Source organism: Bacillus sp. AFS001701, assembly GCF_002559405.1.
In the GTDB taxonomy this organism is placed as follows: Bacteria; Bacillota; Bacilli; order Bacillales; family Bacillaceae_G; genus Gottfriedia.
Genome location: NZ_NTZO01000059.1, coordinates 12473 through 35329 on the forward strand (window position 1 = coordinate 12473; position 22857 = coordinate 35329).

Annotated in this window: 22 protein-coding genes; 9 read left to right on the forward strand and 13 right to left on the reverse strand. The window is 33.7% G+C overall.

What is annotated here, in order from left to right; all coding sequences use genetic code 11:
• Positions 1 to 24: 24 nt before the first annotated feature.
• Both CN514_RS05105 and CN514_RS05110 read left to right on the forward strand, forming a co-directional pair.
• Positions 25 to 1008 (forward strand): aldo/keto reductase, encoded by a 984-nt coding sequence (locus CN514_RS05105; protein ID WP_098231672.1) that lies wholly within the window; start codon positions 25 to 27, stop codon positions 1006 to 1008.
• 46 nt (positions 1009 to 1054) lie between these two features.
• Positions 1055 to 2659, forward strand: coding sequence for a glycoside hydrolase family 43 protein (locus CN514_RS05110; RefSeq protein WP_098231673.1), 1605 nt, complete (start codon positions 1055 to 1057; stop codon positions 2657 to 2659).
• 55 nt (positions 2660 to 2714) lie between these two features.
• Here the strand turns inward: CN514_RS05110 and CN514_RS05115 are convergent, their stop codons facing one another.
• Positions 2715 to 4250 carry a DHA2 family efflux MFS transporter permease subunit gene (locus CN514_RS05115; RefSeq protein ID WP_098231674.1) on the reverse strand — a complete coding sequence of 512 codons (1536 nt, stop codon included), beginning with the start codon at positions 4248 to 4250 and terminating at the stop codon, positions 2715 to 2717.
• Positions 4251 to 4461: 211 nt separating this feature from the next.
• Between CN514_RS05115 and CN514_RS05120 the strand changes: the two genes are divergently transcribed.
• From CN514_RS05120 to CN514_RS05130, 3 genes are all read left to right on the forward strand, one after another.
• A complete protein-coding gene (locus CN514_RS05120; protein WP_098231675.1) occupies positions 4462 to 5352 on the forward strand; it encodes a TetR/AcrR family transcriptional regulator in 891 nt (296 codons plus the stop codon).
• Between the two features lie 303 nt (positions 5353 to 5655).
• Entirely contained in the window at positions 5656 to 7716 is a 2061-nt protein-coding gene (locus tag CN514_RS05125) for a carbon starvation CstA family protein (RefSeq protein WP_286141576.1), read from the forward strand.
• 1 nt (position 7717) lies between these two features.
• Entirely contained in the window at positions 7718 to 7909 is a 192-nt protein-coding gene (locus CN514_RS05130) for a YbdD/YjiX family protein (protein WP_483295000.1), read from the forward strand.
• Positions 7910 to 7976: 67 nt separating this feature from the next.
• Here the strand turns inward: CN514_RS05130 and CN514_RS05135 are convergent, their stop codons facing one another.
• The 9 genes from CN514_RS05135 to queC all read right to left on the reverse strand — a co-directional run bounded on the left by CN514_RS05135 (position 7977) and on the right by queC (position 15794).
• Positions 7977 to 8642 carry a YdeI/OmpD-associated family protein gene (locus CN514_RS05135; RefSeq protein WP_098231678.1) on the reverse strand — a complete coding sequence of 222 codons (666 nt, stop codon included), beginning with the start codon at positions 8640 to 8642 and terminating at the stop codon, positions 7977 to 7979.
• 112 nt (positions 8643 to 8754) lie between these two features.
• A complete protein-coding gene (locus CN514_RS05140) occupies positions 8755 to 10698 on the reverse strand; it encodes an FtsX-like permease family protein (protein ID WP_098231679.1) in 1944 nt (647 codons plus the stop codon).
• Positions 10688 to 11449, reverse strand: coding sequence for an ABC transporter ATP-binding protein (locus tag CN514_RS05145; protein ID WP_098231680.1), 762 nt, complete (start codon positions 11447 to 11449; stop codon positions 10688 to 10690). Before CN514_RS05145 ends, CN514_RS05140 begins: the two co-directional genes overlap by 11 nt.
• A gap of 104 nt (positions 11450 to 11553) precedes the next feature.
• Entirely contained in the window at positions 11554 to 12558 is a 1005-nt protein-coding gene (locus CN514_RS05150) for a sensor histidine kinase (RefSeq protein WP_098231681.1), read from the reverse strand.
• Positions 12555 to 13244, reverse strand: coding sequence for a response regulator transcription factor (locus CN514_RS05155; RefSeq protein ID WP_098231682.1), 690 nt, complete (start codon positions 13242 to 13244; stop codon positions 12555 to 12557). The genes CN514_RS05150 and CN514_RS05155 overlap by 4 nt, the downstream gene beginning before the upstream one ends.
• A gap of 131 nt (positions 13245 to 13375) precedes the next feature.
• Entirely contained in the window at positions 13376 to 13873 is a 498-nt protein-coding gene (queF, locus tag CN514_RS05160; RefSeq protein ID WP_088012612.1) for a preQ(1) synthase, read from the reverse strand.
• Between the two features lie 5 nt (positions 13874 to 13878).
• Positions 13879 to 14595: a 7-carboxy-7-deazaguanine synthase QueE gene (gene queE, locus CN514_RS05165; protein WP_098231683.1), complete on the reverse strand. Its 717-nt coding sequence runs from the start codon at positions 14593 to 14595 to the stop codon at positions 13879 to 13881.
• Complete coding sequence (gene queD / locus CN514_RS05170) at positions 14588 to 15064, reverse strand: 6-carboxytetrahydropterin synthase QueD (protein ID WP_098231684.1); 477 nt, start codon at positions 15062 to 15064, stop codon at positions 14588 to 14590. Before queD ends, queE begins: the two co-directional genes overlap by 8 nt.
• Positions 15057 to 15794, reverse strand: a complete 738-nt coding sequence (queC, locus tag CN514_RS05175) for a 7-cyano-7-deazaguanine synthase QueC (RefSeq protein WP_435817627.1) — start codon at positions 15792 to 15794, stop codon at positions 15057 to 15059. The genes queD and queC overlap by 8 nt, the downstream gene beginning before the upstream one ends.
• Positions 15795 to 16083: 289 nt before the next feature.
• Here queC and pgaC point away from each other — a divergent pair, with 289 nt between their 5' ends.
• The 4 genes from pgaC (at position 16084) to CN514_RS05195 (ending at position 20036) form a co-directional block, all read left to right on the forward strand.
• Positions 16084 to 17319, forward strand: a complete 1236-nt coding sequence (gene pgaC, locus CN514_RS05180) for a poly-beta-1,6-N-acetyl-D-glucosamine synthase (protein WP_098231686.1) — start codon at positions 16084 to 16086, stop codon at positions 17317 to 17319.
• Positions 17280 to 17741: a hypothetical protein gene (locus CN514_RS05185; protein WP_098231687.1), complete on the forward strand. Its 462-nt coding sequence runs from the start codon at positions 17280 to 17282 to the stop codon at positions 17739 to 17741. Before pgaC ends, CN514_RS05185 begins: the two co-directional genes overlap by 40 nt.
• Positions 17742 to 18224: 483 nt before the next feature.
• Complete coding sequence (locus tag CN514_RS05190) at positions 18225 to 19424, forward strand: ParM/StbA family protein (protein WP_098231688.1); 1200 nt, start codon at positions 18225 to 18227, stop codon at positions 19422 to 19424.
• Positions 19425 to 19433: 9 nt separating this feature from the next.
• The gene (locus CN514_RS05195) at positions 19434 to 20036 is read left to right on the forward strand and encodes a hypothetical protein (protein WP_098231689.1); all 603 of its coding nucleotides are present in this window, start codon (positions 19434 to 19436) and stop codon (positions 20034 to 20036) included.
• A gap of 50 nt (positions 20037 to 20086) precedes the next feature.
• Here CN514_RS05195 and CN514_RS05200 read toward each other — a convergent pair whose 3' ends face one another.
• The 3 genes from CN514_RS05200 to CN514_RS05210 form a co-directional block, all read right to left on the reverse strand.
• Positions 20087 to 20500 (reverse strand): CBS domain-containing protein, encoded by a 414-nt coding sequence (locus tag CN514_RS05200; RefSeq protein ID WP_286141574.1) that lies wholly within the window; start codon positions 20498 to 20500, stop codon positions 20087 to 20089.
• Positions 20501 to 20704: 204 nt separating this feature from the next.
• Positions 20705 to 21613: an EamA family transporter gene (locus CN514_RS05205; protein WP_098231690.1), complete on the reverse strand. Its 909-nt coding sequence runs from the start codon at positions 21611 to 21613 to the stop codon at positions 20705 to 20707.
• A 334-nt stretch (positions 21614 to 21947) separates the two neighbouring features.
• A complete protein-coding gene (locus CN514_RS05210; protein ID WP_098231691.1) occupies positions 21948 to 22766 on the reverse strand; it encodes a purine-nucleoside phosphorylase in 819 nt (272 codons plus the stop codon).
• Between the last annotated feature and the right edge of the window lie 91 nt (positions 22767 to 22857).

The window sequence follows — 22857 nt, forward strand, 5'->3', positions numbered from 1 at the left end:
ATAGCACTAGAGGGGGAGTTTTACTTGAATTATCGAGAACTTGGTAATACAGGTTTAATGATTAGTGAGGTAAGTTTTGGAACTTGGGCAATTGGTGGAGCATGGGGAAAAACAAATGATACTGAAGCTTTAAAATCATTACAACACGCAATCGACCAAGGTGTAAATTTTTTTGATACTGCAGATGTTTATGGTGATGGTCATAGCGAAGAACTATTGGCTAAAGCCACAAAAGGACTTGAAGATAAAATTTATATAGGAACAAAATTTTGCCGAAAAGGTGATATCTTTTCACCAGAAAACTACTCATATGAAGCGGTTAAGTCTTATTGCGAGGATAGTCTAAAACGCTTAAATCGAGATGTGATTGATTTATATCAAGTACATTGCCCAGCAACTGAAATTTTAAAGGATGGACAAGTATTTGATGTACTTGACCGTTTAAAAAGTGAAGGGAAAATCCGCCATTACGGGGTTAGCGTTGAAACGGTTGAAGAAGGAATGATTTGTCTAGAAAACCCAAATGTGAAAAGCTTACAGATTATCTTTAATATTTTTAGACAAAAGCCATTAGCAGAATTACTTCCCGAGGCTTATAAGCGTGGGGTTGGAGTTCTTGTAAGATTACCGTTAGCTAGTGGGCTCTTATCTGGAAAATATAAGGCTGATCATACTTTTGAGGAAGATGATCACCGAAACTTTAATGAAAATGGAGCGGCCTTTAATATCGGGGAAACATTTGCAGGCTTGGGCTTTAAAAAAGGAGTAGAATTAGCAAATCGAATTAACTGGATTGCTGAAGGAAGGTCATCGATGGCAAGTGCAGCACTTAGATGGATTTTAGATCAAAAGGAAATTACATGTGTAATTCCTGGATTTAGAAACCAAAGCCAAGTGGATGACAACTTAGAAGCAATGAATATACAATCTTTTTCGAAAGCGGAATTAGATCAATTAGAGCTTTTCTATCAAAAAAATGTTTCTGACTTTATCAAAGGTGCTTACTAAAAAAGTAATGGATTGAACTATATAGATGCTTATGGAGGAGAATAAAATGGTTAAAATCAGTAATCCAATTTTACCGGGATTTAATCCGGATCCAAGTATTTGCCGAGTTGGGGAAGATTATTACATTGCAGTTTCAACTTTTGAATGGTTTCCAGGAGTAGGAATCTATCATTCAAAGGATTTAAAGAACTGGCGCTTAGCATCAAGACCTTTGAAACGTTTAAGTCAATTAAACATGACAGGTAATCCAGATTCGGGCGGAATATGGGCTCCCACATTATCTTATCGTGACGGACAGTTTTGGTTAATTTACACTGATGTAAAGGTAGTTGAAGGTCAATGGAAAGATTGTCACAACTATCTCGCAACATGTGAAACGATTGACGGAGAATGGTCAGACCCAGTTTATTTAAATAGTACTGGATTTGATCCGTCGCTATTCCATGATGAGGATGGAAAAAAATATTTAGTGAATATGGTTTGGGATCATCGCGTAGGAAATCATCATTTTTATGGCATTTCATTACAAGAATACAGTGTAGAAGAACAGAAACTGATCGGAAAAGCAGAGGTTATCTTTAAAGGAACCGATATTAAACTGACGGAAGCACCACATTTATATAAAATAAATGAATACTATTACTTATTAACGGCAGAAGGTGGTACGAAATATGATCACCAAGCTACTATTGCTAGGTCAAAACAGTTAAAGGGTCCATATGAAGTACACCCAGAAAACCCGTTAATTTCGTCATTCCATGCACCAAGAATTCCCCTTCAAAAAGCAGGACATGCATCAATTGTTCAAACGCACACAGATGAATGGTTCCTTGTGCATTTAACAGGAAGACCATTACCAAGAGAAGGTCAACCGTTGTTAGACCCAAGAGGTTTCTGTCCATTAGGAAGAGAAACTGCTATTCAAAGGCTTGAGTGGAAAAATGGTTGGCCGTATGTCGTAGGAGGGAATAGTCCATCACTTGAAATAGAGGGTCCAAAAATAGATGAAGTAAAATGGGAAAGTGACTACCCTGAGATGGATGACTTTAACTCAGAAATCCTAAATCCTCACTTTCAAAACTTGAGAATTCCATTAGGAGAGAATATCGTATCATTAAAAGACAATCCAGGACATCTACGTCTTTACGGAAGAGAATCCCTAACATCTAAATTTACTCAGTCATTTATAGCAAGACGCTGGCAACAGTTTAACTTTACTGCAGAAACAAAAATAGCATTTAATCCAAAGACATTCCATCAATCAGCTGGTTTAGTAAATTATTACAACACTCAAAACTGGACTTCATGTCAAATTACTTGGAATGAAGAAAAGGGCAGAATTCTTGAATTAGTAACATGTGATAATTTTAAGTTCGATCAACCCCTTCAAGGGAACGAAATTATCATTCCAGAACATGTTGAATATGTGTATCTTCGAGTAGATGTGAAAACGAATATTTATGAATACTCTTATTCATTTGATGGAGAGAGTTGGATTGCAATACCTGTGACACTTTATTCATATAAACTGTCTGATGATTATATTCAAGGTGGTGGATTCTTTACAGGTGCATTCGTTGGAATGCAATGTCAGGATACGACTGGTCAAGGGCTACATGCGGATTTTGATTATTTTATTTATAAGAGATAATAAAAAAAGTTCAACCATTGATTGGTTGAACTTTTTAGTCTGAGGCTTATTTTTATTAATTCTCTGCTAACTTTTTCTTAAAGTTAGTACTAGTATTAGTATTTTCTTTTACTACAGGTTCCTCTGCAGCTGTTGAACGTTTGATAAAGAATGCAAGAACTAGTGCAACTGCGGCAACGAATACCGTCACATAAAATGAGAAGTTAATTCCTTCTAACATTGCCTTCATTGTGATCTCTTGCTTAATTTGAGCAAGCATTTCAGGTGTAGGTTTACTAGTCACATGCTTCATTGCTTCAGCAGCAAGTTCTTTAGCTTTTGATTCTGTACGATTCGACATTACTGTTACGAGTAAAGCAGTACCAATCGCCCCAGATACTTGCTGTAAAGTATTATTCATCGCAGTACCGTGTGGATAGAAGCGTTTTGGTAATTGATTTAACCCATTTGTCGATACCGGCATCATTACCATCGACATACCGAACATACGTAATGAGTATAAAATAATAATATGCGTATAAGTTGTATCCATTGTTAATTTACTTAAAAAATAAGTAGTAACAGTCATAATTGCTAAACCAGTTACTGCAAGTATTCTTCCGCCAATTTTATCAAATAATTTTCCCGTAATTGGCGACATAATTGCCATTAATAATGCACCTGGTAACAGCATTAAGCCTGCATCAAAAGGTTTAATGCCTCGTAGCGTTTGAGTGTAAATCGGTAAAAGCATCATTGCTGAGAACATAGCCATTGTAACTACAATTGAAATCGCTGATGATAAAGCAAACATTGGATAGCGATAAATTCTAAAGTTTAACATTGGCGTATCAAGTTTTAATTGACGTAAGATAAATAGTACTAATGAAATAACCCCTACAATTAAAGTAACGTAAGCTTCTGGACTATCCCATCCTTTTGTTCCTGCAGTACTAAAACCATACAATAACCCACCAAAACCTATACTTGATAAAAGAACTGAGAAAAGGTCGATCGTACTGTTTGATTTCTCTTTTTTATCTTTAAGTAAGAAAAAGCCGATAATTAAAATCGTTAATGCAATCGGGGAAACAACATGGAAAAGCATTCTCCAGTCATAATGTTCAATAATCCAACCTGATAATGTTGGTCCGATTGCTGGTGCACCCATCATTACTAAACCAAAGAAGCCCATTGCAGTTCCTCGTTTTTCAACAGGGAAGCTAGTCAGCATAACATTCATTAATAATGGCATTAAAATAGCCGAACCGGAAGCTTGAATCATACGGCCCGCTAATAATAAAGGAAATACATGTGCAAATCCTGCTGTTAATGTACCGATATTAAATAAAAGTAGTGCTGTTAAAAATAAATGTCTAACAGAATATTTTTGGATTAAGAAAGCAGTAGTTGGAATTAAAATTCCATTTACTAGCATATATCCAGTAGAAAGCCATTGAACTGTCGAAGGCTCAACGTCCAAATCCTTCATAATAGAAGGTAAAGCAATATTAAGTAAAGTATTGTTTAAGAAAGCAATAAAAGCACCAATCATTAGGATTGTAATAATCCCATATGGCGGATTAACTGATTTATTCATGGAATGATCCATGATTTCCCCTCCTTTGTACATCTAGTTCAATTTTTTGAACTCCGTTTCCATCTTCTATATAAGATAATATGATATACCATTCATTCATTAGATGCAATTATAATAACCATTAGAAATCTTTAATAATCTAATCAGATATTTACTAGTTAAAAATGTTAAAATAATGTACTATGTTTTTTAAGCAGTAATTAACTAGAACCAAGGTGATTATATGAATGATCGTAAACAGCATGTTGTAAAAATAGCTCATGAATTGTTTATTGAAAAAGGATTTCAAGCAACGTCAATTCAAGACATATTAGACTATAGTGGAATTTCTAAAGGTACATTTTATAATTATTTTTCGTCTAAAAGTGATTTAGTAGTCGCGTTATTTAATATGATTTATAAAAAACTTGAACATGAAAGAAATGAGTTGTTGATCGGACAGAGCCCTTCAAATATTGAAATTTTCATTAAACAAATAACTTTATTAATGGAGGCAAATAGAGATAATAAATTGATTTCTCTATTTGAAGAAGTAATTTATATAAATGACTTAGATATTAAACAGTTCATAAGAGAAGGTAATTTTAAGACATTAAATTGGGTGTATACACGATTCTTAGACATTTTTGGTAGCGAGAAGAAAGATTTTTTATTAGATAGTGCCATTATGTTTTTAGGAATTATTCACCATAATGTGAGATACTATGACCTTGCAAAAGATATGAATATTAGTATGGATCAAGTCGTCCGATATAGTGTAAAACGTATGATTAAGATTGTTGAGGATGTTGAGGAATCTGGTGAGCAATTATTCAATTTGGAACTATTAGATAGATGGTTACCAATAAGAAAGACCGAAGAAAATCTTCAACAAAAGCTTTGTAGTATTATTTGTACAATGAAAAAATCAGCATTAAATAGTAATGAACAACAAAAGTATAATGAGTTACTAGATTTTTTACAAAACGAATTGTTGCAGTCAAAAACACCGCGAAAATATTTAATTGAGAGTGCTCTAGTATCCTTAAACGAAGGGAAAACGTTACTAGGAGAAAAAGAACTACAAAGACTGAATGAGCTAATCGACATTAATTTTATACAACATGTAAAATAACTTATTTAATATGAAAGAAAACCATCCTTTTGCTTTTAATGCTTAGGATGGTTTTCTTTTGTTTAAAAATGATTAGTTCAAATGTTGCGATAGCTAAAGTTGTTTTTTCCCTTGAAACTATTCAATTAGACAAGTTCAATACAACTTTCGTCTACTTTTATGAAGAAAAATTCGCTTAAAATCAGTATAAATGTCGTTATTATACTTTTTTTACCATTAATTGACAAAAAATTCTGAATTGGTGATATACTTGCTTTTATAAATGAAAAAGGAGGTATCTTTGTTGTGAAATCTTTAAAATCAATGGTAGTTTGGGGATTAATTTCAATACTTGGAGCTTTCTGTTTTTCGGTATTAGCTTTAAAAAGAGGGGAAACAATAAATGCAATTTGGCTCCTCACAGCGGCAGTTTGTACATATGCAGTGGCTTATCGTTTTTATAGTAAGTTTATTGCAGAAAAAGTATTTAAACTGGACGAAGATCGTAAAACACCTGCTGAAATTAATAATGATGGTAAAGACTTTGTACCAACGAATAAGTGGGTATTATTTGGTCACCATTTTGCAGCGATCGCAGGGGCTGGCCCACTGGTTGGACCAATTTTAGCTGCACAAATGGGTTATTTACCCGGAACGATTTGGATTATTGTAGGAGTTGTATTTGCTGGCGCAGTACAGGATTTTGTCATATTAGCTGCTTCGACACGTAGAAATGGTAAATCACTAGGTGAAATGATTAAAGAAGAGATAGGTCCTATAACAGGGATTATCGCTTTAATTGGTATTTTAGGAATTATGGTAATTTTATTAGCTGTTTTAGCACTTGTTGTAGTTAAAGCGCTTGCTGGAAGTCCTTGGGGAATGTTTACGATTGCGGCAACAATTCCAATCGCACTTTTCATGGGGATTTATATGCGATACATACGTCCAGGCCGAGTAGGAGAAGGGTCTTTTATTGGTGTGATTTTATTACTACTTTCTTTATATGCGGGACAATATGTAGCAGAAAGTCCAACATTAGCAGCAATGTTTACGTTTAAGGGAGAAACGATTGCTCTTATGTTAATTGGTTATGGTTTTATAGCATCAGTACTTCCAGTTTGGCTACTATTAGCTCCACGTGATTATTTAAGCACATTTTTAAAGGTTGGTACGATTTTAGCTTTAGCAATTGGCATTATTATTGTAGCACCAGATTTACAAATGCCGGCCGTTACAAAATTTATTGACGGTACAGGACCTGTATTTGCCGGAAATCTATTTCCATTTTTATTTATAACAATTGCTTGTGGATCTGTTTCTGGATTCCATGCATTAGTTGCTTCTGGCACTACCCCTAAAATGATTGAACGTGAAACGCATGCACGTTCAATTGGTTATGGTGCTATGTTAACGGAGTCTTTTGTAGCAGTAATGGCTATGATTGCTGCATGTTTATTAACTCCAGGAGCATATTTTGCGATAAATAGCCCACCTGCCATAATAGGAACTGACGTTAATCAAGTAGCTCAAGTCGTTTCAAGCTGGGGCTTTACAATAGCTCCTAATGATTTGACCACGTTAGCCAAAGACGTAGGGGAACAAACAATTCTTTCTCGTACTGGTGGGGCACCAACTTTAGCAATCGGCATGGCGGCACTTTTCTCTAAAGTAATCGGTGGTAAAGCATTAATGGCTTTTTGGTATCATTTTGCTATTTTATTTGAAGCATTATTTATTTTAACAACAATTGATGCTGGAACTAGGATTGGACGTTATATGACTCAGGATATTTTAGGCAATGTGTATAAGCCATTTGGAAAGACGGATTCACTTCCTGCAAATTTAATTGCGACAGCTATTTGCGTTTTCGGCTGGGGCTATTTCCTTTATCAAGGGGTTATTGATCCGCTTGGGGGCATTAATACTTTATGGCCGTTATTCGGTATCGCAAATCAAATGCTTGCAGCCATTGCATTATTGCTAGGCACGACTATCTTGCTAAAAATGGGGAAAAAGGCATATGCGTGGATTACACTAGTGCCAACAATCTGGATCTTAATCGTTACAATGACTGCCGGTTGGCAAAAGCTATTTCATGCATTACCAAAAATAGGTTTTTTAGCGCATGCTAAAATTTTTAAAGATGGTTTAGATGCTGGCAAAATCCTTGCACCAGCAGCTAGTAAAGCACAAATGAATCAAATTATTTTAAATGACTATATTGACGCAACAATTTGTGGATTGTTTATGGTGATTGTACTTTTAGTTCTAATTGCTTCGATTCGAAATTGCATAAATATATTGTCTAATAAACCGATAAAATTACATGAAACTCCGTACATTAAACGCGAAGAAAGTGAACCGAAAAATTATGCACTATAAAATGAAGGAGTTTAAAAAATATTATAAACAGTTTATTAGTTTATTAGTAGGTGTACCAAGCTATGAGAAATATGTTGAACATATGAAAACACAACACCCTGATCAACCAATTCAAACTAGAAAAGAGTTCTTTATCGAAGCGCAAGAGTCACGTTTTAATTCTAAAGGTGGTAAAGTTACTCGTTGTTGTTGAGGCTGCACATCTAAAAAATCTAATAAATGAAAAAATCCACAAGAAAAATCTTGTGGATTTTTTGTTTCTATTTTTTATCTCTACGATATAAATCCAGTGTTTTATATCCAGCACCTAAGACCATTTTCATTTCTTCACGTCTTTTTGCTTTCGTTGCTTCTTGCTTAGCGCTATAGACGTGTCGTGCCCAATCTTTACGATACCCAGGAGTTAGAGACTTATAGATTGTAAGTAATTCAGGAGATTCTTCTAAATCCTTTTCAACATTTGGAATCATATCGACATAATCATCTACACATTGACTTGCTTTCGACGAATTCGCAGCTTTTGTTTCGTCTTTTAATCCAACAACTGTAAAGACATCATCCAACCCAACCATACGAGCAAATTTAATTGTACTTGAACCAATATAGCCGCTCTCATCTGCGCCTAACCCTTCGAATAAATCATCACGATGAATATAAGTCGGATATACTTTGTTTCCTTTTTTAGGATAGGCAATAAAAATATAGCCATTTTTATCTAAATAATGATTCTGGATAATCTTTGTGACTAGTTCTTTTAGTGAGTCCATATCAAGTACAAAAGCAAAAATTAGATCGTAAGGATAGTTTTGTAGATCCGTATCAAAATGTGGTAGATCTGCAAAAAAATTTGCATCACTTGGTTGATTTAAAACAGTAGCTTTTTTATATTTTTTTAAGTTTAGCTTTTCAACAATGGTTTTAGTCATCCCAATCCACCTTTAAAGTAGTATGTATAAGGCTATTATAAATCAAAATAAGTAAAAAAATAATAGAAGCTAAAGGGAGAGCTTCTATTAATTATTAGGTAGTAGTGCTAGTCTAAAGGGCTTCTTTAATTACCTTTTTATAATAAAGAACGGATAAAAGACCAAAGACTGAGTATAAAACAGCATATAAAACCATGACGATAATCATTGGTGTCCAGACTTCAGTACCGAATAAGAACCATCCAGATTGGACGGCAAAATAGCTATGAACTAGTCCTACTACTAATGGGATACCGAAATTAAACAATTGTTTAGAACGTATGCCTCTTAATAAGTCTCTACGGGAGAAACCTAGTTTACGTAAAATAGTATAGTTTGGTTTTTCGTCAACACTTTCATCCATCTGTTTAAAGTATAAAATACATCCAGATGTCATTAAGAACGTTAGTCCTAAAAATCCGACGATGAACATAATAAGGCCCATATTTGCTTTCTGACTTTTAACGATTTCAAGTCGAGAAGCATTAGGATAATTCTTATCAAATTGATGGTTCATATAAATCTTATTTGCTTTTTCAATTTGTTTTTCATCAATTATATTAATGCCATTGTAGACAGTTGAATCTTTTTGAATTGATGAATCAAGATTCTGCTTTAATGTTTTAAATACTTGATCGTCTACAATAGCAGTAGGAAATCCTCCATTTGTAAAGTAGGAAGGTATAATCTTTTCACGTTTTAATCCTAAATAGTTTAGGTTAAATTTTTTCTTGCTGCTAGTTAATGCAATATGCCCTGATTCCTTTAAGGTCATAAATTTTTGAAGCATATCATCATATCCAGTAAATAAGGCTTCACTTGAAGCAAGGTTTACTTTAACTGACTTTTCGCTTACTACCGCTAGTGGGAATTTGTCAGCATCCTTCATCATGCCTTTTAACTCTGTATCTAGTATATTCTTTATATTTGTATTAACTTGAATAACCTCGATCTGTTTTTCGTTATATTTAATACCATTTTCATTTAGAGCAGTTGTGAAAGTTTGTAAATCCTTATTCTTATTTAAGAAAAAGTTAGCAGGGACATGGCTCTCTGCAGTTTTTTCAGCAGAATAATAAGATATATAGCTTAATGATAATAATCCAATCGCTAGTGCTGAAACGGTTGTAATAATTGTTAGAATCAAGGCATTAGACTTCATTCTAAACATAATTGAAGATAAAGATAGGACATCATTAATATTTAAATAGCCATTTTTCTTTTTACGAACGATATTTAAAATAAAACGAACCGAACTTTTATACACTAAATAAGTTCCAATAATGACTGACCCTAAAATATAGATCATTACCGAAAAAAGTGCAGTCATAGTAGTAAAATCGCCATCAAATAATTTTGATGAAAGAAAATAACCTGAGATTATTAATAAAATACCTAAAATTCCAATAGAAATCTCGAAAACAGACATTTTTTTAAGCTTTCCTTCAGTCGATGAGACTACTCGGAACAAAGATAAAATAGTTTGTCTTTTAATAAAAGCATAATTCATTAACATAATGAACGCGTAAATTACGATAAATACAATTAATGTTTGCACTAATGCTTGTGAAGAAAAATGTAAAGTAGCAATCGCTTTTACTCCGACGATTTTATATAAAATCATAATGATCAGCCTTGAAATCGAAAAACCTACTAAAATCCCAAGAACCAATGAACTAAAATATAGAATACAATTTTCAACTGTTAAAATACCGAAAATCCTGTTTTTAGTCATTCCAATTAATTGAAACAAACCAATTTCTTTACTTCTTCTTTTTATAAAAATCATATTTGCATATAAAAGGAAAATCGATACGATTGCGACAAGTAAAATCGACGCTGAGCGAATTGCTGCTGCTCCTTTAATCGAACCCTTTGTCGCTTCCATTGATGGATCATACTGCAATGTAACAAATGAGAAGTATAAGGCAGCACTAAAAATTAATGCAAAAACATATAGATAATAGTTTTTTAAATTCTTTTTTAAATTTCGGAATATCAAATGATTAATGCTCATGATGAACACCACCTAATACACCTTGGGTTTTCATAATATCTTTAAAGAAATTCTGTCTCGTTTCATCGCCTTTGTGAAGTTGTGAATAGATTTGTCCATCTTTAATAAAGACAACGCGATTGCAAAAGCTTGCTGCTACTGGATCATGTGTAACCATTACAATTGTCGCGTTTCTTTTCTCATTTAGGTCACTTAGTTTATTTAATAAATCTGAAGCAGATTTTGAATCCAATGCGCCTGTAGGTTCATCCGCGAAAATAATACTAGGTTCATGAATAAACGCTCTAGCGGCTGAAGTACGCTGTTTTTGTCCCCCAGAGATTTCGTTAGGATACTTATCTTTTAATTCATAAATACCAAGCTCTTTCGCAATAACATCAAATTTTTGATTGGCTTCACTTGGTGACGTTTTTGTTATTGATAAAGGTAGAAGTATATTTTCCTTTACTGTTAATGTATCTAGTAAGTTGTATTCCTGGAAAATAAAGCCCAAATAGTATTTACGAAATTCTGCTAATTGTTTTTCTTTCATATCCGTAATATCTTTACCTTCAATTGCAATCGTTCCACTATTAATCTTATCTATCGAGGAAAGAACGTTTAGTAAAGTAGTTTTACCAGATCCAGACGGACCCATGATACTAACAAATTCACCTTTTTCGATGTTTATATTAATGCCACTTAAAACTTCTTGTTTATTAAATTTATTTCCGTAACTTTTATGAATTTTATTTGCTTCTAAAATATTCATTTCATACACTCCTTTATTTTCATTCGATAAAATTAGTATAAATGGTTACCAAGACCGTTTCCTTTGATTAACCGAACAATAAACAAAAGCATGTGACAATTTTGTCACATGCCTGTTATTTTTACAAATTCATTTCGTTTAGGGAAGATTAGTGTGAAAGTTGAACCTTTATCTAACTCAGACTTTACTTGGAACGTAATATGTAGGGACTGGGCAGCTTTCTTTGCTAAATATAACCCCATCCCTGTAGAGGCATTGTCTTGATGCTGAATCGTAGAAGTAAATCCTTTTTCGAAAATTCGCGGCAAATCTTTTGAATGAATACCACGACCGAAGTCTTCAATTTCAAGAATCACTTGCTCATTTTTTTGCTTACTTATTATCCGAATGTCTGAAGATGGACTATATTTCACGGCATTTGTTAATAACTGTCGCAGTATATATGATAGCCATTTAGCATCACTGAATACTTCTAGCTCCTCTAATTCAATATCAAATCCAATCCCTTTATGTATACACCATGATTGCAAAGTTTTAATCTCTGGATAAATGACATCTTCAAGCTGAATCTTTTCGATATAAAGATCATTCTCAATAAAAGGTATTCTTTTTTGGTGAAGTTGTTGATCTAGTAATAGGTGAATACGTAGCCATTCATATGTTAAATTTGATTTTAACTTTTCATCCTTCATACGATCAATCATTAAATGCATTGCTGTTAAAGGTGTTTTTACTTCATGGATCCATGATAGGAGCTCATCTTTTTCTTGCTCTAAATAAGTTTGATTTTGAATAGCTATTTTTTTCAATAAGCTTGTTTGATTGGTTAAGCTGTTTTCAACAATTTCTTCAAATGGACTATTTGATTCTTCAACTCCAGTCAAATCAAGGTTATCTTCACGTTCAACAAGACTTTTATAAAATTTTATTTCTTTAGGATATCGAATGACTAAAAAAATGATAAACAATAATAGTGATAGAAAGACTATGTAAAGTAGTGATTTTAAAGGAATTGACGAATCAATAAATGAAACAAATACAACGAGTACTTGTGTTAGTAGAAAAAAAAGTATCCAGCTAAATCGCTCAATTAGGAATGTTTTAATCATTTGATAACCTCTTCTAAAGCAATATATCCTTGACCAACCTTTGTTTCAATAAATTGACCTAATCCTACTTCATCTAGTCTTTTCCGCAATCGATTTACGTTTACTGTTAAGGTGTTATCACTAATAAATCGCTTGTCATCCCAAAGGGCATTTATTAATTCCTCACGACTTACGATTTTATTTTTTTGTTCAATTAGCAGTTTTAAAATATAGATCTCATTCTTTGTAAGTTCAATTGCACCAGTTTCATTCGATACAGTATTTTTTTCATAATCGACGGTTGCACCACACCAAGTTTTAAGAGCAATTTTTTCGGTATTGTAATTATAAACGCGTCTAAGAGTGGCCTGGATTTTCGCAATTAGTACATCAAAATGAAATGGCTTTTGTATAAAATCATCTGCTCCAAGCTGCATCGACATGACCATATCCGAGGGGTGATCTCTTGAAGATAGAAAGATAATTGGTACATTTGAATGGGAACGGATCATACGACACCAATGGAAACCATCGTATTTTGGTAGTTGTATATCAATGATGACTAAATCTGGTTTTATCTCTGTAAACTCTTGAATTACCTTATTAAAATCTGTTATTCCAAATACCTCGTAAGACCATCCAGATAAGCGATCTTTAATCTCAGTGAATAAAGAAGAATCATCTTCAATGAGTAATAGTTTAAACAAATGGTTTCACCACACTTTTTATTTACTTTCCATTAATTGTAAAATAAAAACAAATTAAGTGCTATAAACGAATATAGTATTTACTTGATTAAAAAAAGTACACTGTATTTTATACAGTGCACTTTTAGTTCTTATCGATTATCAATCTTCTCAGGGTATAAATCATGGTTCATCATACGATGTTCAGCCATTTTTTCGTATTTTGTACCTGGTCGACCATAGTTACAATATGGGTCAATTGAAATTCCGCCACGTGGAGTGAATTTCCCCCAAACCTCAATATAACGAGGGTCCATTAATTTGATTAAGTCATCCATGATAATATTCATGCAATCCTCATGGAAGTCACCATGATTACGGAAGCTAAAGAAGTATAATTTTAATGATTTACTTTCTACCATTTTTTTCTCAGGAATATAGCTTATATAAATTGTCGCAAAATCAGGTTGACCTGTTTTTGGACAAAGTGAAGTAAATTCAGGGAAATTAAATTTTACGAAATAATCACGATCTGGGTGAGTATTATCAAATGTTTCTAATATTCCTGGATCGTATTCAAATAAATATTTTGTGTTGTTGCTGCCAAGTAATGATACATCTTCTAGTGAACCTTTTGATCTTCCTACCATTTTGGTTAAACTCCTCTCTTATTTCCCCAAACAAATGCATGTAGTTGAGGTAAAACTTTTACATTTTTAAAGACTTTTGATTTCATTGCTTCATCTATAAGCCATTCGTAACGATTTAACATGTATTGTAATAAAGTGCTATCATCCGCATTTAGCCAACTATTTCCGACTTGTAAAAAGAACGGAACATGTGGGAATTTTTGATGAACAGTTTCCGCATAAGCTAAATCTTTTTCATCAAAAATAACAACTTTTAAGCAAAACTTTGGATGATTTTCTAATTTTTGAATAATGCTTCCTAGCATATCAAAATCAGTGTTCATACCACTGCTAGGCGGTTTAGGCGATAAAGTAACTTCATCAATAGAAGGTAACCATGGTTGCCACTTACTACCTTGAGTTTCAAGAGCTAAAGTCATATTCTTTTCCTTTAAAAACTCAACTACAGGGCCTAAAGATGGAAGTAAGGCAGGGTTTCCACCAGAAATCGTAATATGAGAGAATGTATCGCCGCCTAAGTTGGTTAAATTCTTCCAAACTTCTTCCGCGGTCATCCATTTTATATTTTCTTTTTCACTACCATCCCAAGTGAACGAAGAATCGCACCAACTACAAGAGTAATCACAACCCGCAGTACGAATAAACATCGTTTTTTGACCGATTGCCATTCCTTCACCTTGTACAGTAGGTCCGAATATTTCAAGTACTGGAATTTTACTCATTGATCATCCACTCCCTACGAGCTTCTGCGTAGCAAGTAGGCGTTTCAAATAAACGAACAAACTCTACTCGAATATCTTGCGTAGGATTTGTGTGATCCTTAAGTGCATTTTCCATTTGCTCATAAATCCAAACAACCATATTTTCGGCTGTTGTATTCATCGGGGGTAGCATCTCATTTAAATAACGGTGATCTAAATAGATTTCAATTTTTTCCTTCCAAATCTGTTTAATATCACCAAAATCGATCACTAAGCCAATTTCGTCAACAAAACCACTAATTCCAAAAATAACTTTATATGTGTGTCCATGTAAATTTTTACATTTACCTTCGTAGCAATGTAAGTGATGTGCAGCATCAAAGGTAAATTCTTTATTAACAAGAACTCGTTTATGATGATATTTTAAGTCTTCTTTTTTTATATGCTCATCAATCTTATGAAGTCTTTCTACGATGCGAAAATCAAACATGCTTTGTGGCTCCCTTCGATTGTAGGTAACGATCTAAACCAGCCTGACGAAGCTCACATGCCGGACATTCTCCACAACCATCAGAAATAATGCCGTTATAGCAAGTTAATGTTTTATTTTTTACGTATTCAAATGCACCTAATTCATCAGCTAATTTCCATGTGTCAGCCTTATCGATCCACATAAGTGGAGTATGAATAACAAATGGATAATCCATAGATAGATTAAGAGTTACATTTAATGATTTAACAAAGATATCTCGGCAGTCAGGGTATCCGCTAAAGTCAGTCTCACAAACACCAGTAATAATGTTCTTTGCTCCTTTTTGTTTAGCAAGTACTGCTGCAAAAGATAGGAATAACAAGTTACGTCCATCGACGAATGTAGAAGGAAGTTCGCCTTCTTCGTGAGTTATGTCAATATCTGATCTTGTTAAAGCATTTGGTGCAAGCTGATTTAACAAGGACATATCAAGGATATGGTGAGGAATATTTAATTCCTTACAAATATCTGCAGCTACATCTAATTCTAGTTTATGGCGCTGATTGTAATTAAACGTAACAGCTTCAACCTCACCAAATTGTTGCATAGCCCAGAATAAACAAGTAGTACTGTCTTGGCCACCGCTAAATACAACGATTGCTTTTTCATTTTTCATATTTTTTCTCTCCTTTACATGATTAAAAAGAAGAGGGCATCCCGAATAACAAAAATAAAAACAATACGACAATTATTGTTTTTCGCCTTATTTTTTTGTAGAGGGGAGTTTGCGACCTCTACCATAAGCAATAGAGCTTATGGATTTTTCTATTAAATTTTCTATCTATTAAATTGTACTAGAGAAGTACAATCATCATTCCCATTATAATCGTTTCATGTTAAAAGAACAAAAACTTTTGTAAGAAAGTAAAAAATTACATATTTGGGTTTGAAAAACACTGTTAATTTATTTGTATTTGCTGATACTAGTTTTTATATGGAAGTTACATTTTTGAATTTAGTAAATTAGGTGATTAAAATTGAACAAATTCATAAGTTTTTTGTCGGAGTTTGTATTTTGGTATCCATTGGTTATGTCTTTATTTTGGGTAGCCGGATCCAGTCTATTTTTCCGATACAGAGAAAAAGGAAAAGATGTGAATTTTGAAGGGATTGAGTGGCCATTAATTAGCATCTTAATTCCTTGTTATAACGAAGAAGAAACAATTGAAGAGACAATTAAATATTTAGTGGAATTAGATTATCCATTAAAAGAAATCATTGCTGTAAACGATGGCAGTAAGGATTCAACCTTTATAATTTTAGAAAAAATGGCAAATAAACATCGTGAGGTAAAAGCAATTGATTGTAGAGAAAATAGGGGGAAAGCAAATGCCTTACATATTGCTTGCCATGCATCAAAAGGGGAGTTTTTAGTTTGCATTGATTCGGATGCCATTTTAGCGCCTAAAGCTGCACAGTATCTCATTTATCATTTTCTACATAGTGGGGAAAGATTAGGTGCTGTAACGGGAAATCCAAGAATTCGAAATCGTGATACGCTACTGAGTAAATTACAAATAGTAGAATATTCTTCTATTATTGGGGCCATAAAAAGAACCCAAAGAATGCTAGGTAAAATAATGACTGTATCAGGCGTAGTCGTTGCATTTCGAAAAAAAGCACTTGTAGATGTAGGATTATGGGACCGCGATATGATTACAGAAGATATCGCAGTATCCTGGAAGCTACAAGAAAGATTTTGGGATATTCGCTATGAACCTCGTGCTCTTTGCTGGATGTTAGTTCCAGAAACATTAAAAGGAATTTGGAATCAAAGAATTCGTTGGGCACAGGGTGGACAAGAGGTAATTATGCGGTATTGGCGTTTATTATTGGACTTTCGGCATAGAAGGATCTGGCCAATCTATCTTGAACAATGGGTTAGTTTAATATGGTCATTTTCTTGGGTATTCGTGACAATTTACTATTTATTAACTGCTAACAGTGTACAACAGTTAATAATATGGATGACTTTTTCTTCTTTCTCACTTGTTTTCATGAGTCTTATACAGCTTTGGATGTCGATAAGAGTGGACTCCACATACGATAACATAAAAAAATATTACTTGTGGGCTGCGTGGTATCCAGTTATTTATTGGGTTTTAAATGCAATGATTGTAATGTTTGCATTACCTAAAGCAATTAAATCAAGAATAAAAGGTGGTTATGCAACATGGACAAGTCCAGACAGGGGAAACAGGAAACTGGAGTAATCGTTCATTCAAAGAAAATTTGGCTAAGTGAAGTGATGATTACGATCACAACATTGGTGGTTTGGATCTATTGCATAATTGTAATTGCTTTTTTCATTAGTTCGCTAATAAATTACAATAATCGATATATAAATATAGTAAAGTCCTATTTTAAAATGACAAATCATGACATACGTTTTTTTATTTTATTTACAATCCTTTTGTGGATCGTTTTTTATTTTGGTCTTTTAGGTTGGAAATTTTATAATTTAAAAAGATTTGGGTCATTACGGAGAAGGTCATATCCGAAATTTACAACAAAGGAGGACCTATTAAATTTAAAGCTTATGTCTGAAGAGGATTACAATAAATTACAGGATTCAAAAATTATAATCTTTGAAAATAATCCTATTCAAGAGTTAGTTAGTCATAATAAGAAATAAGTAGTCCACATGTGGATATTTTTAATAAGGGACTTATACACATATTGACAGGTAGAAGCCATCTACCTTTTTTTTAATTTTTAGAGAAAAACCAATCTAAGGGAGTTGTACACATATTTGTACACAAGAATACGTTTTGTAAACAGTTGTATACGATAAAGTATACTTGTACACAAAACGTAAACTTATTATCCATAGGTAGGAGACAGTTGTACCGAAATTAATTCTAGAATGAAAAAAGGGGATGTATACACTTTTGTATACAAGTACACGTTTTTGTAAACATTTGTATACATTTTTGTACACATGTACACAGATATGTATACAAGTTTATGTGTTTACAATTTTGTATACAAGATGACAATTCAGTTACATTTTTATAATAGTTCAGCATGGGACATTGACCGGATGGCTAAAGTTAGATAATCTAATATCAGAATTATCTATTAATATGTAAACCTATTAGCGAAAGGGATGATTTAAGTGGTAAATGCTCGTATAGCTGCTATTGATGTAGGAAACGATTCACTCAAAGGAATTTTTGGGAAGATGGAATCTGAGATTAATATTCCTAATATTATTGCAAGGGATACAGAAGATCGTCCAATCATTGGGATAGAAGAATTAGACAACCAAGATCCAGTTGATGGAATACATATTCGCGTTCACTCTCCTACCTTAAAAGAGAATAATACTGTTTATCGTGTGGGAAATTTAGCAACTAAAAGTGGTAATGCAACAGAACTAGATCCTGGAAGTAATAAGTCTGAAGAGGATCAAACGCTGATTATGTTATTTGCAGCTTTAGCGTTAGATGCAGCAAGAGAAGATAATAAACAGATTGTAAAGAACAATAATAATGTAATTGAGGCAACATACGTATTAGGAACTGGTCTTCCGCTAAGAGAAGTAAAGGAAGGAAAGGACGTTGGTTATCGTTCGCGATTACTAGGATCAGTTCACCAAGTAGAGTTTTTAGTAACACCAAGACATCAAGGATTAAAAGTTAATATTAAGTTTGAAGAAGTTAAAGTCTATCCTGAAGGATTTGCAGCTTTTATTAACTTAGTTATGGACAATCATTTAAACATAATTAATAAAGACCTTATAGATAAAAAAATCCTTATTCAAGACATCGGAGGGTTATCAACTGATATTGCGGTCATTAGGAATCGAAAGGTAGATGACGATAAAGCTCAAGGTTTTAATCTTGGCGTGGCAGAGTCCCTAGAAGCAATTCGTGAAGAGATTCGTTCTAGACATGGAGTTGAGCTTGATAGCCGAAGAGATGTTGTAGAGATCATTACTAAGAAAAGTGATCGAAATCATATTATGGTTAAGGGTAGTCGGACAAGCGTTCATGATATTGTAGACCGAATTCTACTAGAATTAGCAAAAAAACAATATCGCCATTTAAGAAATATTTGGCAGAAGAACTCACAAACTGAAATATGCTATTTCATTGGTGGAGGATCGCTAATCTTAAAAGAGTATCTTAAAACTCTTAATAATAACCTAGATGGTTATAATATTGATTTCTTTGAGGATGAGAAGGAAAGTATATGGATGATGGCGAATGCTTATTATAAGCTAATCGCTGATTATGAAATAAAAAGAGTAAGAGAATCTAGAAGAGAACAACAAGCTGAAAAAGAAGAACAAAAAATGTCTAAAGCAAAATAAGGTGATTCCATGAAGGAAAAAGAATTGACGAGGGGACAACCAATTACATTTCGTATCCCTTCTGATACGCCTGATCAGATAATTAAACATTTGCAGCAGCTTAAACAAAGCGAAAGACGGAACTTTTCAAGTAAGATTGCTGAGTACGTAATAAGCGGAGTTAATGACTCATTATCAAAGCAAAGGCAAACAATAACAATTCCACTACCAAAAAGCCTAGATAAAGCTCAAAGAGATTGGTTAAAACATGAACATTCTGAGGCACTATTAGGTAGTATTGTGTACCAGCTATTATCTAACCCAATTCGAACTGCTTCTCTTATTACTTCGCTAAATAGTAATAGTCTAGCAATTGAAGAAGCTCTATATCTTCAAGAAGCAATGAATGAGCTAGAGCCAGAATTGGAACCCGTTCAATCAAAAATTCGCACAAGCGAACCGAATGTAACGAATTTAGATAGTATTGGAAGAAAATCCGATCGTATTGATGATTTAGATAACTTTAATTGGGAAGCTGCAAGCAAAAGCGAAATCTCTGCAGCCAAAGAAGAAATTGAAGAGGAAGATATGGATAGTCTACTCGGAGATTTTCTTGCACAAATGAATAAATAAAAAATAAAAATGGGACCGAATACCATATAGATCGGTCCCATTTTTCTTAATTATTGAATATCGTTCTGAGAGATTTGAGACAATGCTTCGCCAGCACTTTCATCTGACTGCTCTTGTACTGCTAAGTCACCCAGTGAAAGTATTCCTACAAGGTTTCCATTTTCTACGACTGGTAATCTTCTTATTTGATGCTGTGCCATTAAATTTGATGCTTCTTGAAGACTTGCGTTACAATCAATCGTCACAATATTATTAGACATTACTTGGGAAGCATTCGCGTTTCCACCTTGATTAATACCACGTAAAGCTAAATCTCGATCTGTTATCATTCCAACTACTTGTCCATTTTCAACAACTGGAATTGCTCCAACATTTAAGGTTTCCATTTTACTTGCTACTGATTGTAAAGAATCCTGATTTGAACAACATTCAACCTTACTTGACATGACGTCTTTTACTCTCATAAAAACACCTCCAAAAAATATCAAAGATATTACTTTGAATATCTTTGTTTTTAAACAAAGTCCAAAAAAATTGATTTTTAGACTGATTGCTAACGCTCTGATTGCAATCTAATATATTATTTGGAATATCTATTTAATTATTCGGAGTATTAGCAGATTTATATTGCATAATGTTGTTTACGAGTTTAAAGTAAGAAACTATTTTTATGCTGTTTGAAGTGACTTTCTTTTAAGGAATTCAGGTAAAACGATACCGATTAATATTAAAGTGATGCCAAAATATTTCGGAGCTCCAACCGTTTCCTTTAATACAATCGCTGACATTAACGTAGCTGTCGGTAACTCTGCTGCCCCTAAAATAGAGGCAAGACCGGAACCTGTTAAAGGAACACCTTTTGAAAACATTAAAGTAGAGAAAAATGGACCTAGAAAGCCAAGGATGAGCCCGTACTTTAATGAAAGTTCTGCAAATAAGTGCCAATTTGTGAAAAATGTAGGTGGGAGGAAGATCGCACAAATTAGAAAACCACCTGTAATCATTAATGCCGTTTTTGTTATTGGGTTTGCTTTTAAAGCGATTCTACCGCTAAGTAATATAAAAGTACTGTACGAAACCGCGGACAACGCCCCAAATAAAACTCCTAACCAATTCAATGAACCAATACCATCGGTTAAAACATTTGTCGCAAAGATCGTGCCGATAACGAGTGGAATCAATGAGAGCAATTTACTTTTTTCAGGAAGTTTTCGATTGACTACTGATTCTAATAAAACGCCAATCCAAGTGAATTGGAACAACAACACAATTGCTAAAGATGCAGTAATATATTGTAAAGCCAAATAATAAAACATCCCTGTTAAGCCAGTAGTAGACCCTAATGTAACAAGTAATAAAACATCCTTCTTTGTAGGCTTTAAATATTTTTCATTATTTGATTTAGCGGATTTACTTTTATTAAAAAGTACGATGGACCATAACAATATAGCCCCAACAAACATTTGCATACCGACTACATCATTTACAATAAAACCATCACCATAAGCCAATTTTACAAAGGTAGACAAAACGCCATAACAAACAGAACCGATAAGAATATATAGTATACCTTTCAAAATAACACCCCGTTTAATAAAAAGAAGTAAAGAGGCAGAGCCTCTTTACTTCAGACTGTTGACAAACGCTCGCTTTCTTCGTTGCTTCGCCTGTCTGCGGTGCTCATTACCGTCTAGGTAACTCCGCTCCTCACCAGGCTTCGCGCCTCGAAAGACAAGCGCTTGCAATCAGTCTGAAACCTCAAGTTTTTTGTAATTTATCTACACAATGAAGTAAAGAGGGAAAACCTCTTTACTTATCTCTAATTTCATATTTTGTTACTGTCTAGTTGAGCGAGATATTTCTCCGGTAATACTCCCTCCAGAGCCAATCAAACGCCTTCCGCATTTCGAATTACATTTCTCCTAAAATGCCCTTAACTAAGTTAACGAATTTCGTTCTAACCATGCTTGCTACTTCAATTACTTCTTCGTGGTTTAATGGTTGGTCTAGGATGCCACAAGCCATGTTTGTTAGGCAAGAGATACCTAAAACTTTCATACTTCCGTGAACAGCTACGATTGCTTCAGGAACCGTTGACATCCCAACAGAATCAGCACCAAGTGTACGGATCATACGGATTTCAGCAGGTGTTTCGTATGAAGGGCCACTCCACCAAGCATATACACCTTGTTGTAATTTAAGATCTTGTTTCGCAGCAACATTTAATGCAAGGCTACGTAATTCTTTATTATATACTTCAGAAACGTCAGGGAAGCGAGTTCCTAGTTCTGGGTTATTTGGTCCAATTAAAGGATTTGTACCAACTAAATTAATATGATCAGTAATTAACATTAAATCGCCTGGATTAAAACTAGTGTTAACTGCGCCACAAGCATTTGTTACGATTAATTTTTCTACTCCAAGTGCTTTCATTACACGCACAGGGAATGTTACTTCATCTAAAGTAAAGCCTTCATAATAATGGAAACGGCCTTTCATTGCTACAACAGCTTGGCCATTTAATTCACCGATTACTAATTCATTTGCGTGTCCGACTGCTTCAGACTTTGCAAAATGAGGGATTTCACTGTAAGGAATTACAACAGAGTTTTCGATTTCATCTGCAAGAGTACCTAAGCCAGAACCTAATATTAATCCAACCGTTGGACGGTAGGTTGTTTTACTTAATATAAAATCTCTTGTTTCTAAAATATGTTCAGTTTTATGCATTTATTTTTCCTCCTAATATGAGCGATAGGGATTTAATAAGAATTCTAATAAATAATTATGCTTTCACCATAAGTCTAATGGATAATTCCTT